11 protein-coding genes are annotated in these 14,421 nt (G+C 53.1%); 4 read left to right on the top strand and 7 right to left on the bottom strand.

The annotated features are described in order from the left end of the window. Positions 1–32: 32 nt before the first annotated feature. The 6 genes from DWX59_RS25480 to DWX59_RS25455 form a co-directional block, all read right to left on the bottom strand. On the bottom strand, positions 33–2,192 hold the full coding sequence (locus DWX59_RS25480) for a molybdopterin-containing oxidoreductase family protein (protein WP_117562953.1): 2,160 nt from the start codon (positions 2,190–2,192) through the stop codon (positions 33–35). Then, entirely contained in the window at positions 2,185–3,462 is a 1,278-nt protein-coding gene (locus DWX59_RS25475; RefSeq protein WP_117562951.1) for an NAD(P)/FAD-dependent oxidoreductase, read from the bottom strand. The genes DWX59_RS25480 and DWX59_RS25475 overlap by 8 nt, the downstream gene beginning before the upstream one ends. Positions 3,463–3,474: 12 nt before the next feature. Then, positions 3,475–4,947: an MmgE/PrpD family protein gene (locus DWX59_RS25470; RefSeq protein WP_117562949.1), complete on the bottom strand. Its 1,473-nt coding sequence runs from the start codon at positions 4,945–4,947 to the stop codon at positions 3,475–3,477. Positions 4,948–5,172: 225 nt separating this feature from the next. Further along, a complete protein-coding gene (locus tag DWX59_RS25465) occupies positions 5,173–6,552 on the bottom strand; it encodes an MmgE/PrpD family protein (protein WP_117562948.1) in 1,380 nt (459 codons plus the stop codon). A 158-nt stretch (positions 6,553–6,710) separates the two neighbouring features. Beyond that, on the bottom strand, positions 6,711–7,418 hold the full coding sequence (locus tag DWX59_RS25460) for a maleate cis-trans isomerase family protein (RefSeq protein WP_117562947.1): 708 nt from the start codon (positions 7,416–7,418) through the stop codon (positions 6,711–6,713). Between the two features lie 14 nt (positions 7,419–7,432). Continuing rightward, positions 7,433–8,215 (bottom strand): maleate cis-trans isomerase family protein, encoded by a 783-nt coding sequence (locus DWX59_RS25455; protein WP_227115678.1) that lies wholly within the window; start codon positions 8,213–8,215, stop codon positions 7,433–7,435. Positions 8,216–8,434: 219 nt separating this feature from the next. Here DWX59_RS25455 and DWX59_RS25450 point away from each other — a divergent pair, with 219 nt between their 5' ends. From DWX59_RS25450 to DWX59_RS25435, 4 genes are all read left to right on the top strand, one after another. Continuing rightward, complete coding sequence (locus DWX59_RS25450; RefSeq protein WP_117562946.1) at positions 8,435–9,895, top strand: SLC13 family permease; 1,461 nt, start codon at positions 8,435–8,437, stop codon at positions 9,893–9,895. A gap of 35 nt (positions 9,896–9,930) precedes the next feature. Continuing rightward, positions 9,931–10,998 (top strand): NAD/NADP octopine/nopaline dehydrogenase family protein, encoded by a 1,068-nt coding sequence (locus DWX59_RS25445; RefSeq protein ID WP_117562945.1) that lies wholly within the window; start codon positions 9,931–9,933, stop codon positions 10,996–10,998. Between the two features lie 92 nt (positions 10,999–11,090). Next, a complete protein-coding gene (locus DWX59_RS25440; RefSeq protein WP_166460307.1) occupies positions 11,091–12,050 on the top strand; it encodes a LysR family transcriptional regulator in 960 nt (319 codons plus the stop codon). After that, positions 12,040–13,002, top strand: a complete 963-nt coding sequence (locus DWX59_RS25435; protein WP_165642415.1) for a LysR family transcriptional regulator — start codon at positions 12,040–12,042, stop codon at positions 13,000–13,002. The genes DWX59_RS25440 and DWX59_RS25435 overlap by 11 nt, the downstream gene beginning before the upstream one ends. Here DWX59_RS25435 and DWX59_RS25430 read toward each other — a convergent pair. Then, entirely contained in the window at positions 12,962–14,419 is a 1,458-nt protein-coding gene (locus DWX59_RS25430; protein ID WP_117562928.1) for a UDP-N-acetylmuramoyl-tripeptide--D-alanyl-D-alanine ligase, read from the bottom strand. The two genes, DWX59_RS25435 and DWX59_RS25430, sit on opposite strands and share 41 nt — an antisense overlap. Positions 14,420–14,421 lie beyond the last annotated feature (2 nt).

Below are 14,421 nucleotides of genomic sequence, written 5' to 3'. Positions count from 1 at the left end.
ATATAAGTGCGCCCAAAAATTCACTTTATTTTTCACTCTTCAACCTCCTGGCATTTGCGGATATTGCAGCGCATTCCCTTGAATCCGGGAAATCCGGAATAGGGATCCACATGATTGCGTCCTATGAGTTCGTTTACATTGGCCTCCGTATAACCGTGGAGCGTCAGGATGACGCCTGGCTTTGTCTTTCCTGTGAGCTTGGCTTTCATGAAGATTTCTCCGTAAGGGCTGGATAATGAAACCCTGTCCCCTTCCCTGATTCCCAGCCTCCTGGCATCCTCCCTGTGTATCTCGCAGGTAGGATCGGGCCGGATACTCCGCAGCCACGGGGTTTCATGGGCCCTGGAATGGATGGCATGGGCCAGCCTTGCGCCGGTGCAGAGATAGAATGGATATTTCTCCTTTGTCTCAGGGTCATTCTGGTCTTCCAGTGAATCCCGGTAATCCGGCAGCGGATTCAGGCCAAAGGCAGGATCGATGGATGCAATGGCAGTTGAATAAAACTCAAACTTACCTGTGGCGGTCTTAAATCCGTTTTCCAGGCAGTTTCCGGGCTTGACAGGCCATTTGGCGGCAGGTACCTTCACAGGCAGGTCACTTGCCTTTAAGTCCGCAACCGTCAGTCCGCAGCCATCAATCATCCAGTCTGCCGACGCCTCATAACCAGCCTTCAGGTACGGGTCATCCAGGTCCATGACGCGGGCCAGGCCGCACAGGATATCCACATCGGATTTAGACTCATAAAGGGGCGGGATTACCGGTTTTGTAAAGGTCAGGTAACCTCCCTGATACGCCTTTAACTCCCCCCGCTCAACCGAGGAACAGGCCGGCAGGACAATATCCGCATATTTGGCCGTCATAGTCATGAACATGTCTGTGTCCACAAAGAAATCCAGCTTATCCTTCATGGCAGCAAGAAGCTTATCTGTCTCAGGAAACATTTTGGCGTTCATTCCCATCGCAAAGATAGCCTTTACAGGATAGGGCGTCCCCTCCTCCAGCTGGCGCAGCAGGTCCATTGCCTGGAATTCATCAAACTGGGCATTCCACAGAGGGAACCGCCGTGCCCCGATACGCTCCCCATCCTTGGGATAACGGTCGGACCTGAACGCATGCTCCCTGACCTTAAAGCCTGCAGGTTTATGCAGGTAGGTGGGCGGATTAGGTACATTGCCGCCCGCCCTGTCAAAATTGCCGGTAAGGGCGGACAGGCAAAGGATGGCCCGGTGGGAGTTAAAACCGTTAATGTGATGGACCAGGGCGGATGCGGAATAGTTGGTACAGGCCGGTCCGTTTGTGGCATAAAGCTTTGCCGCCTCATAAATCAGGCCGGGATCAAGACCCGTAATCTTGCTTACCCTGTCCAGAGGATACTGGTCCGCCAGTTCTTTATACTGGTCAAAACCGTATGTATATTTCTCAATGTATTCCAGGTCCGCCCAGCCATTGTCAATAATCAGCTTTGCCATACCTAAGGCCAGCGCCCCATCGGTACCAGGATTGATTTTCAGGAAAATATCCGCCAGGTTCCTGGATGCCGGGGTATCCCGTATATCGATGATGATTACCTTCCCTCCCCTCTCCCGCAGTTTCTGCACACCTGCCACGGAGAGATGGGCGGAATAATAGCCATCGTAATTCCAGCCTAAAAATGTATTGGCATGGCCCATGTCAGGTCCTGCGCCGCATCCTGCGGTCACCTTGTCCGCGATTACCTTTGAGGCGCTGCAGGTGCTGTCATCCGTACCAAAATTAACGCTTCCGAACACATGGGCAAAGCGGTGGAAAATAGGACGGTACCACTTGCAGTAACCGCTGAAGAACGCCACGGAATGCGGGGAATAGGTTTCCTTTACCTGATTCAGCTTTTCTGCAATAATCCGGTACGCCTCGTCCCAGCTGATTGGTTCAAATCTGCCTTCCCCTCTTTCCCCCACGCGCCTTAAGGGCGTCCTGATGCGGTCTTCCCTGTAAATGTAGTTCCTAAGCGCGGAACCTTTTGTACACAGCCTACCGTGGTTATAGGGATGCTCCGGCGTACCCTCCACCCGGATGATTTCCCCGTCTTTCACATAGCAGTCAACACCGCAGTGATGGCCCGGACTGCAGACCGCGCACAGGGAATGTTTTATTTCAATCCCGGTATCTTCGCCCGGTATCTTTGCCTTTATCTTTTTCTCAAGTTCAGTCAACGGATTTTCCTCCTAAATATTCTATAAAACCTGCCGGAAAGCCCTTATCCATCAGATAACAGATGCTCTGGACATCCAGACCCGCTTCCGGGCTTTTAAGTGATTTGATGAAAATACTTTTTAACAGGCCATTGCTGTCCGAAGAGTTAATGACATTGATACACCGGATCCTGCCCTTGTTTTTTGTCCCGCGGATATAATATGTCTCATCCTCGTATTCATAAACCAGGTCCTCCGGGCCGCAGGCGCTGATGTCCCCAATGCTGATAAAATCATAGTCCAGATAATGAGCCAGATTCACAAGCACATTGGCGTCAAATTCCATTGGAACGCCGGCCATGTTTGCCCCGGCCGTGCGTCCCTGTCTGACGGCATTAAACCATACCCCTATGTTTCTGGTTTTCCCGCTTTGGGTATCAATGGCCTCGCAGCAGTCCCCGGCCGCATAAATCCCGTCATAGTTGGTCCGCATCCGGGAATCCACCACAATTGCCCGTCCCATTGCAAGGCCGCTGTCCCGTACAAACCCAGTATTGGCCCGCACGCCCACACACACAGCAATCAAATCAGCCGTAAACCGGCTTTTGCTTTCCATGACAGCTGTCAGGCGCCCATCCTCTTCCCTTTCAATGGCTGAGAGCATCTGGCCGCAGGACACGGCCACCCCCTTTTGTTCCAGGTCTGCCCGGACCCTGCGGGCGGTTTCTTCAAATGCAGCGGTATAAAACATCCAGGGCGCTCCGTCCACCAGGGTGCAGGCAATGTTTCTGGCCCTTAAGTCCTCCACCACCTTGATTCCCACCCAGGATGCGCCTATCACCACACAGCCGCGCACCTTTCCTGAGTCCAGCTTCTGCTTAAAATCCACGGCGTCCTCCATGGTCCTCATCTTAAATACGCCTGGCAGTGTGATTCCGGGGACAGGTGGCATGACGGCAGACGCCCCTGTGCTGATTAATATTTCATCATAAACTTTCCGTCTGCCGTCTGAAAGCATTATTTTGCGCTCACCGGGAACCAGCCCTGTCACCGGCGTCCGGCAGTTCACGTTCAAATCAAGGGTTCCTGCGATTTCCTCCAGGGTCCCGAAGGGAAACATCCCTTCATATGGAAGGGAATCCTTCACATAATAGGTTGTCAGCATGGGGTTGTATGGGCCTGTATCCGTATCCGAATACACATCAATGACAGCCCGGGGATCCAGTCTGCGTATTTCCCTGGCAGCGCTGTAACCAGCGCCGCCAAAACCGATAATGGCTATTTTCTTCATAAAGTCCTCCGCTTAAGCAAGCATTCCGCTGACAGAAGCAATATCGTCCACATGTTCAATATTGCAGATTGTCTCAATGACCTGCTCCAGTTTTTCTCCCTGAAGCACAGGGGCTGCCTGGATACGGAACCTGCTTACAAACTCGCCGCGCCCCATCATATTAGCCGGATGGCCCGGGTGGCAGTCCATGGACCCGTTAAAGGTCCGCCCGTCCTTTAACGTAACCGTGATTGTCTTCATGGGATAGGAACCGTTCCGAAACTGCTTAAAGCCTGTCATTGGCGAATCCTCGGGAGAGGTTCCGGGCTTCACCCTCTTAGCCAGTGCAATGACTTCCCTGTCCTTCATCATTTCCGGCGTATACCAGTAGGCGCCGGGCTCGGGGTGCAGCAGCATGGTGGCAATAACATAGGGGGCTGAGAACTGGGCGTGGGTTACGGATGTAAAGCCTTCATCCGGAGCCCACATGCGGTTGCGGATGGGCGGGTCCAGGATGATTTCCTCAATATCATCTGGTCCAAATCCATGTTCCTGCGCCATGCCGTTCACCAGTTCCACCGGGGTCTGCACCCACATGTTGGCCGGCCAGTGCTTAAGCAGTGTATCCATGATCAGGTACCGCTCCCCCAGCTCCTTGGTCAGCCAGGACAGGTCGGCCTCCCCGGATCTGATTGTGGTATCGGCTGAACCATTGGAACCGTCATTCCCGCATATGACCCCGGTGTAGCACCTGGGTTCATCCAGGGCATCCCTCTGGTTATGGATCCCTTTCTCCACGGACTTGGCAATCAGGAATCCGTCCCTGGCCCGGTAGCCGTGCTCATAGTGATAGAAATCCGACATGGTGGTTGCATGGTAGGCAACCGGCAGGGTACTGCACTCACAGCCCATTCCGATGGCCTGGTTGATTTTCCTGGCATCCAGTCCGTAAATCTTGGCAACCGGCAGGATACAGGCAAATATCTGCCAGCTGGTCAATCCCCAGCCCTTTGTCTTCCATCGTTCGTCCGATGGCTGGACCGCCATGGCAATGCGCTGATATACCTCATACCCGGCTACAATGGCCGTGATCAGCTCCTTGCCGCTTTTATGCTTTTCCTCTGCTGCCAGCCATGCGCAGGGAATCACCCCGGCCGCCGGATGACCGGTCCAGGAGCAGTCCTCCCAGTCCAGGGCATCGCTGATGGTTCCCAGGACAAGGGCTGCATTGACCGCAGCCATCTTCTCATCCATTCCCCAGACCGTTGCAGGGCCGCCGGGGCCGCCGTTGGCCTCCCTGGCCATCTTCACTGCTTTTTCCGCAATGGGGGTTTCCTTGGCAGCCAGGGCCGCGCCAATGGTCTGAAGCAGGATCATCTTGGCCCGCTCCACCACCTCCGGCGGGATGTCCTCATAGGATAATTGTTCCGCGTACTCCGACAGCTCCTGGGTATATGTAGTTGGAGTAAGGAAATCATTGTCTTTATATAACCGGTTATACCGCATACTTGTACCTCCTCGTTATGAGCACTTAGCACCTGCCTTTTAGGCGCTTACGTGCGATACATGTCACTGGCACTTAGCGAGGTCTTTCACGGGCTTAGTGCAGTGACTCGCCATAAACACGCAGCGCCTGTTTTTGCGCTGACGTGCAATTCATTCCACTGACATGGAGCCGGGTCTTTTGACCGCTTCCCGCAGTGGCCGGATGATTAAAACTGAAACGCCGGATTAATAGAAGAAACCGGGAAGCACGGATGCATCCTGGCATTCCTCCAAATGGCAGATGCACGCAATGGCGCCTTCTGTTTTTTCCTTAGACAGGATATTTTTTGTTTCCAGACGGAAACGCTCCTTAAACTCATCCCTTGTCAGCATGTAGCGCGGATGGCCCGGATGGGTGAAGGCGCCCTCCGTATACTCGGTCCCATCCTTTAAGCGCACAATCATGAACTTCTCCGGATGCCTGCCGTCTATCAGGTCCTTGATGAATTTCATTCCCGACATCTTCACAAACCCGTCTGCTTTTACTTTGTTCATCAGCGCGATGATCCGCCCATCCTTCATGGTTTCAGGCTGATACCACAGCGCTCCCGGCTCCGGATGATACATGGCGCAGGCCGTCACATAAGGAATGGAGAACTGGGCCTGTGTCAGCGACTCATATCCTGTCTCACTGTACCAGTGGCGGAAGGCAACGGACGGGCGGATGATGATTTCCTCCACCTCATCCGGGTTAAAGGAATATTTGGTCACCAGACGGGAGGCCAGCTCCGCATAGGTCTGGACAAATACATTGGCCGGCCAGTGCTTTACCAGGAGCATATCCATCATCATCCAGTGGGTCCCCAGTTCCTTTGTAAGCCATTCCGGTTCCTGATACCCGCAGTGGACCAGGTATGCGGTAGGGTCGTCAAAAGCGTCCTCCATGTTTTCAATACCATTTAAGGCGGTCTTGATCATGGTCACGCAGTTCTCCATGCGGTAGCCGTACAGGTAATTCAGGGAATCCGACATGGTGATTTCGTGGACATTGGCCGGTATGATGGCGCAGGCGGTTCCCACGCCAAAGGCCTGGTTCATCTTCTCTTCAGGCAGGTCCAGAAGCTTCATAAGCACCGGCAGGATTCCAAAGATATTGTAGCTGGCAATGCTGCTCCTCCCTGCCAGCGCCACCCGCTGGTACACCTCGTATCCAGCCACCACGGCGGTCAGAAGTTCCTTCCCGCTCTTGTGCAGCACCTCCGAGGCAATCACTGCTGCCGGGATCACACCTGCGGAGGGATGCCCTGTCACGGAACAATCCTCCCAGTCCAGGGCATCGCCCATTGTACCTGCCGTAAAAGCAGCTGCCTCCCAGCTTACTTTCCTGCCGTCCGCCCAAAGGGTGGCGCAGCCCTGTTCCCCCGGGCTCATTTCCTTGGATATCTCCATTGCATCCCTGACCTGCTTTAACTGCGCGCTGCACAGGCTGACGCCGCAGGTCTGCATCACCATCATCTTCGCCTGCTCAATGACTGCCGGCGGTATATCCTCGTACTTCAGTGTCTTAATAAAATGACACAGCTGTTTCGTCCTATCCGTTGTTATTTCATGAACATTGAAACCCATTTTCCATCCTCCTCGTTACGGGCACTTAGCGTCCGTATCCTGGACGCTTACGTGCGATACATGTCATCCCCACTTGGCGAGGTACTTTCGAGCCTAGTGGGGCGGCTCTATATTGGTTACTGTCCGGACGTTTATTTTCCCGGTGTCCGGACCGTTACCTAAAGTGTAAACAGCCTGCCTAACCCGTCAATCTTATCATTCACCCTGCAGTGGCGCAGGCAGGACCACAGGCTGGCCTGATGGCTGGTAATGACCGGCATCCCAAGATCCTCCTCCAGGATTTCCACCAGTTCCATGGTGGCCAGGCCCATACAGCTTAAGAAAAACACCTCGGCCCCCTCTGTTTTCAATTTCTTGGCCTGGCGGTATAAAAAGGCCTTGCCCGGATGGGCGTATTCACCCACCTTGTTGAATCCCACTCCTGTAATGGAGGTGACCGTGATTCCATTGTCCTCCAGGAACTTTTTCTCAGCCTCGTTGGTTTCTTCCGGATACGGGGTCATGACCACGGTCCTGTTAAGCCCCAGGGCCTTAAAAGCCTCCAACACCGCTGTGCTGGTGGTCAGCCCCGGCCATCCGCAGGCCCTCTCAATCCGTTCGATACACTCCTTATCAAATCCATAACCTTTGATGCAGCTGCCTGAGGTACAGCCGAAAAGCACCACGTCATGCCGCTTTTTCTGATACATCCTTGCGGCTTCCTCCAGCTGGTCCGACAGATAGATTAGCCCCTCCGGCGTCGGACCCGGGAAGGAAAGCCGGGTACTGTCAAAGGAAACCCCTTCTGGGGCATATTTATTAAATGCATATTCCACCTGATCGTCCAAAGGGGCGATTACACCGATTCTTGCCCGTAAACTATACATGTCCCATTCCTCCTCTACAGCGTAAACAGTCTGCCCATTTTAGGAAGCTTTGCCCCTACCCGGCAGTGGCGCAGCGCGCTCCATAAAGTTGCCTGATGGCTGGTGACCACGGGTATCTTAAGGGCGGTCTCCAGATCATCAATGATTTCCATGGTGGTCAGGCCCATACAGCTTAAGAAAAAGGTGTCTGCCCCCTTTAAATCCATGTTGATGGCATTGCGGTAGAGAAAATATTCATCCGCCTCCTCAAGCTTATGTCCGTCCCGGCGTATATAACTTACGTCCATGCCGATGATATTTGTAACCTCATATCCATTGTCCTCTAAAAACTTCTTTTCCGCCTCATTGGTTGCCTCCGGATACGGGGTTAATACAGCCGCCTTCTTTGTTCCCAGCGCCTGGAACGCCTCCAGTACCGCCGTGCTGGTGGTAAGCCCCGGGATATTGCTGGCCTTTTCTATCCTGCGGATGCATTCCTTATCCCAGTTGGCGCCCTTGATGCAGCTGCCGGATGTACAGCCGAACACCACCAGGTCCACATCATAACCTTTATATTTGGCAGCCGTCTCCTCCAGCTGGTCCGTTAAAATCATAAGTCCTTCCGGGGTCGGCCCCGGGAAATTAATTTTCATTGATGCAAAGGAAACCCCTTCCGGTGCATAAATATGAAATGCATGCTCGGCATTCTCACTCATTGGGGTAATCAGTCCGATTTTCGCTCTCCAACCATACATAATCCGTTTTTCCCATTCCTTTCCTGTAGTCATGCCCCTGACCCTGTCTGCTCCTGCCATCATTCTAGCAACCCTTTGCGCCTTTTGCCATCCGATATTTTTGGTATCCATTAGCAAAGAAATGTGCAGGCAGATTCTTTGGAATGTCTTTTATTTTTCCGCACAGATGATATAATAGCCCCAACCTGCTCCTTGCAACATCGTCTTTGCACCCTGCCCCGGGTGCAGGACGGATTAAATGACAGATTAAGTGATACAACTCAAAATAAGGAGAAGATTGGTATGAAGAAAGGTTATTCACCTATGATGTATGTACACATCATCATCACGCTGTTTCTTATGTTCGGCTTTGGTTTCCTTCCGCCCTTTGCCACCCTTACCCCCATGGGTATGAGGCTGTTAGGCACGTTCCTGGGCGTTATTTACGGATATTCCACCTGCGAGATCATCTGGCCCTCCCTTTTCGCCTTCATCGCTTACGGCTTAAGCGGGTTCCCGGGCAGCATGAATGCAGGCATATCCGCCACCATGGGAAGTTCTACCGTGTTCCAGATCATCACCCAGTATTTTACCGCCGGCGCCATTGTAATATATGGTTTTGGGAAATGGTTCATCCGCTGGTCCCTGTCCCAGAAGGCATTTAAGGGAAAACCGCTGTTTTATACATGGTGCTTCATGTTCATCTTCATGTGGTCCGCCATTGTATTGAGCCAGATAGCCATGGCCCTGCTGCTCTACGCCATCTGGACGGATATTGCTGATTCCTGCGGTTATGACAAGGACAGCACCTTCCGCTACTACGGCTTTGGCGGCATTCTTTTGTCCATGGTCATGGGCGGAGGAATGATTCCCTATAAGAGCTGGATGCTGGGCCTGGCAACAACCTGGGCTGATGTTACCGGGGAAATCGTCAACCTGGGATTCATGTTCCTTCTCACCGGCCTGGTGGGGACTATCGTGATGACAGCCTACGTCATCCTTGGCGCCAAACTTTTCAAAGTGGATTTCAGCATCATGAAGGGCTTTGACGTGGAAAAAATGGGGGAGGACAGCAAGCATTTAAGGCCCAGGGCCAAACGCATCATCATTGTTTATGTAATCATCATGCTGCTGTCCATTTTTGCCGGAACATTTACCAAAAACCCGGTTTCTGTTTTCGTTAACAATACCCTGACCGTGGGCGGCCTGTACTGCCTGTGCTCCGCCATCCTGATGGTCCTTCCCAGCGGTGAGGGGGACCAAAAGGCAGCCATTGTGTTCAATGATATCAAGCACTCTGACGCAGCTGTCAGCTGGCCTGTCATCATGATGTGCGCAATCACTATCCCCCTGGCAACTGCCATGACCAACGAGGCAACCGGGATCCTTCCCTGGCTTACGGGAATATTCGAACCCTTATTTGCAGGAAGGGGTCCGCTGTTTATATTAATCTTCACCATTATCGTGATGATGATCCTTACCAACATAGGGTCCAACATCGCCTTTGGCGGGGCCATGATTCCTGTGGTCAGCCCCTTTGTGATGGCCGCGGGCATGAACCCGGTCATAGCGGGCGCTGCCCTGATCTGGATTGCCAACATTGGGATTGTCCTTCCCGGCGCCTCTGCCCCGGCCTCTATTTTCCATGGACGGAGCGAGATACCGGACGCCGGCATGCGGACCAAAGTTGTCTGCTTTGGCGCCCTGCTCATCCTTATAACCACTACCGTTGTATTCTCCATCGCCCAGCTGATTGCGGGATAAATGATTAGATTGTGTAAGAAAGAGAGGAATTCAATATGATTCAGAATATTACTGTTATCGGAGCCGGTTCCACCGGCCATGCGGTTGCTGCCATCATGTCACAGAGGGGTTTTCAGGTAACATTCCATGATGACGTTCGTTTCCAGAAGGAACTGGATGCTGTAAAAGAAATGGGGTTCATCCAGCTGCGCGGCAAGGTCCACGGGACCGGCACGCCTGCAAACATTACATTGGAGCCAGAGGAAGCCGTTGAACATGCAGAGGCCATCTTTATCCATGTTCCCTCAGACCGCCATGAGGAAATTGCCCGCCGGATTGCCCCTTATGTCAAGGATGGACAGCACATCCTTATAATTCCGGGAAATCTGGGTTCCTTCATTTTCAGGGATGTGTTTAAAGAAATGGGGGTTACCGCAAAGGTCACCCTGACAGAAAAGGAAGGCAACTTCTGTCCCTGCCGTCTCTCCGCCCCTGCCGAGGTCACGGTCGGCATGCCGTTAAACTTAAAGGGAAAGGCAGCATCCCTACCCGCTTCTGACACAAAGAAGGTGCTGGATGCATTAGAAGGCGTAGTGGAATACACTGCCAATAAGAATGTATTTGAAGGCGTGGTCAATGCAGGCAATGTAATCAACCACATTGCCAGCACCGTCCTGTCCGCCCCTGAAATTGACCGCAGGGGAAATCAGTTTTCCTTGTTCAAATATGCATTCACCCCCTCTGTGGTCCGCTGTATACGGAAAATCAGCGAAGAAAGAAAGCAGGTGATTGAAGCCATGGGCCTGACGGTTCACGGCAATCCCACCGGAATGATTGACAAGGTACTGGACCTTGACAATCACCCGGAGGTTCATGTATTCTATGAGTATATGGACGGCCCCAATGCCGTAGATCATCGTTATCTCCATGAAGACTGCAGCTGCGGAGGCGCCTTCGTCCTCTCCGCTGCCGGGCGTCTCGGCCTTGATATGCCGGTGCTCCGCTCCTTTTTAGGCGTGGCCGGTGCAATCAATGACCGCGATTATATCAATGGCGGCCGCACCCTTGGGAATCTGGGCTTTGCAGAGGGTATGGACATGGAGGATATCTACAAGGAACTCTGATAATAAGAGGACTGTACGATGTACAGTCCTCTGTTGGTTTTCTCATATTTACTTTGGGACTTATCCTGATACTTATGGAGGTCACTGCTTTCATGAAACTAGAACATTTTCACTATCTATTGGAAATCCACAGGTTCCACTCCATCTCAGCCGCTTCCCGTAAGCTTCACATCGGCCAGACAACCCTGAGCGCCATTGTTAAGGCGGCTGAGGAGGAAGTTGGGTTCCAGATTTTCCAGAGGGCGCCCGAAGGCGTGCTGACCACCTCAGCAGGAGAAAAATTCATGACCCTTGCCTGGGAAATCAATTTACAGTATGAAAAGCTGATGGCGCTGAAACGCCGCACAACGGCCGGAGCCCCGTCCATCAATGTGCTGATGGCGCCCACCATTTCCGTGCGCCTGTCCATCCCCCTCCTGGAGCAGTTCTATCGTTTCAATATACCGGGCGGCCTGTCCCTGGAGGAATGTTCCAGCGAGGATATCCCTGGTTTTATTTTGGAGCACAGGGCAAATATAGGCCTGCTTTACCTGTCCGAAGACGCCATCCGCCATTCAGGGCACAGCAGCGGGAATCCGGCCCTTACCATCAAACCGCTGCTGGAAGACAGCCTTTACCTTCTTGTATCCAGGAACCACCCGCTGGCCGGGCTCAGGGAAATCGATGCCCGTTCCATTCCCCTGGAACGGCTGGCCACCATTAAACTGATGAAGAATGACATGGTGCTTGGCTCCCTTCCCTCCCTCTGTCCCGGCGTCACCAGCTTCGCAGATATGAGCGCCATGTATCAGGCAATACAAAACCAGGGCATGGTCGGTTTTATCCCCGGATTTTCAGCTGGCGGTGAATCTGCGGATGATATCAGGGACTTTTCCCTGGTTTCCTTAAAAAACACGGAACACCCAAACCATCTCTATCTCTGCATGATAACCTGCAGCGGCCGGAAGCTGAAACACCAGGAAGAAGTCCTGGCCACGTGTATCCGCAGATATTTCCGGGCAGTCAGCCGGAAAAAAGACAATGGCAAGGAGGAGGCTGCACATGAAGATTGAACAGCTTAAATATCTGATTGAAATCGGACACAGCCGCTCAATCTCATCCGCGGCCGGGAAACTATACCTGAGCCACACCACTTTAAGCTCCATCCTGAAAGGTGCGGAAAAAGAATTGGGATTCCCTCTGTTCCAAAGAATACAGGGGGGTGTGAAGGTGACCGCCGAAGGCGAGGAAGCCCTGGCCCTCATGGAAGAAATGTATCGATGTTTTGAGGATATACAGAAGCTGAGCACGGTCAACGCCCTTCTTACCCAGCCCGTGTCCATCGTCATCTCCCCCAGTATCCACAGCGCGCTGGCGGTTCCCATCAACCAGCTGTTCTGGGAACAGGAATCCAGGGGAAGGCTGGAATTCCAGATTGTAAAGGGAATGGACGTGGGATCTTGCCTGATTAAAAACAGCGGTAATCTTGGCCTGACTTATTTTACAGAAGAAAGCCAGGAAAATTACCGCATGATTGCATCCCGTTACCAGATCCGGACAGACTGCCTGTACACCGACCATTTTTATCTCCTGGTGCGGAGGGACCATCCTCTGGCAGCCAGGAAGCAGATTTCCCAGGAAGAACTGCAGAACATCGACCTGGCCATGTTAGAACACTACGTTGCGTCGGAAACCTGTCCGGTCTATCTTAAAACCCTGGGACCGGACAACCGTTACACTATTTTTAGCAATATTGCCCTGATCAGGCGGAGCATCTTAAGCCAGAACATGGCTGCCATCCTGCCCGGTTTAGCCATCGGCAGCGCGCCCGGAGATGACCATCATCTTTTTAAAGCAATACCGCTCATTGAAACAGAGCAGAATCCCAATACAATGTATCTATGCCTGCTCCACCGCGGGACAGCCAGTCTGCGCGACCAGGAAAAGACTGCTTTAAACTGCATCAGGAACTATTTTAAGGACCTTAAGAACCTTCCCGTCCTTTCCATTCTTCCAGCCCCCTGACCGCCTGTGACAGCTTCATGCTGTTGGACCCTTTGAACAGGACACAGTCTCCCTGCTTCAGGTTCTCATAAAGCCACTGCCCCACCTGTTCCAGTTCCTCACAGGACACCACTGGCACCGGGGATGCGGACGCGCCCAGCCCATGTCCGATTTCAGCCGCCAGCCTGCCAAAAAGCACGACCTGGTCCACCGGATGTCCTGCTATGTATTCCCCGATTTCCCGGTGGAACCTGGGCGCATCCGGCCCCAGTTCCTTCATATCGGCCAGGATTGCAATCTTCCGGCCTTTTCCCTCCGGCTCCATGGAACCAAGGACCTCCAGCCCGGCCTTCATGGACACAGGGCTTGCGTTGTAGCTGTCGTCGATGACCGTTATACCGCCCTTCAGGGTGAAGATCTGCTGGCGCCCTTTAAATCCCTCGAATTCCTCCAGCTTGGCAGCGGCAGCTTCCATGGGTATCCCATATTCATGTGCCACTGCCAGGGCTGCCAGGGCATTGCTTACCATATGGCTTCCCATGACCCGCAGGCGGACCGTGACCCTCTCATTCCCATGGACCGCGGTAAACACCGGATATCCGTTTACAAGGTGCAGGTCCTCCCCCCGGTACTGGCAGCCATCCGTCATGCCGTAAAGGATTTTTCTCCTGTTCCCCATGGGGGTTACTGATTTTAATAACCGGTCGTCCCCGTTTAATATCAGGCTTCCGTCTTCTGCCATCCCATCCTGGATGTGCAGCTTCTCCTTAAGGATATTGTCCACTGATCCAAGCTGTTCGATATGGGTAACGCCTATATTGGTCATGACAGCGCAGTCCACCCTGGCTATCCTGGCTATCTTTGTCATTTCCCCGGGTTCACTCATGCCCAGTTCAATGACGCCGATCTGTGCCTGCTTTGGAATCGCTGCAATGGTGATGGGCACCCCCACCTGGCTGTTGCTGTTGCCCGGGGTCTTATAGACAGTAAAACCGGCGCTTAAGGCGGCCGCAACCATCTCCCTGGTGGTGGTCTTGCCCACACTGCCGGTAATCCCCACTAACGGAAGCTTCTGGCGGCTCCTGCAGTATATGCCGAAATCCTGAAGCGCCTGTCTGGTGTCCTCCACCCCAATCCAGGCAGCGGACATGGCTGCTTCCATCCTGGATACGTCCTCCCCGCACTGTTTAAGGATATCTGCCCTTACCTCCTCAGGCCGGCGGTGGCGGCTGGTGAATACAGCGGCCGCCCCGTTTCCGATGGCCTGGCAGAGAAATCCGTGGGCATCCACATTTTCACCGATAATGGGGACAAAGAGGTCTTCCCCTTCCATCTTCCGGGAATCCAGGCTGATATGCCGGATGGGCGTATCCTCCTTTCCCATAAGAAGTGTCCCGCCTGTGGCCAGGACTAAATCCCTGCACGTGAATCCATCCATAC

This window comes from Enterocloster aldenensis (assembly GCF_003434055.1).
Taxonomy (GTDB): domain Bacteria; phylum Bacillota; class Clostridia; order Lachnospirales; family Lachnospiraceae; genus Enterocloster; species Enterocloster aldenensis.
Note: the sequence above shows the minus strand (reverse complement) of the source record. Positions and strands in the feature narration are given on the sequence as shown.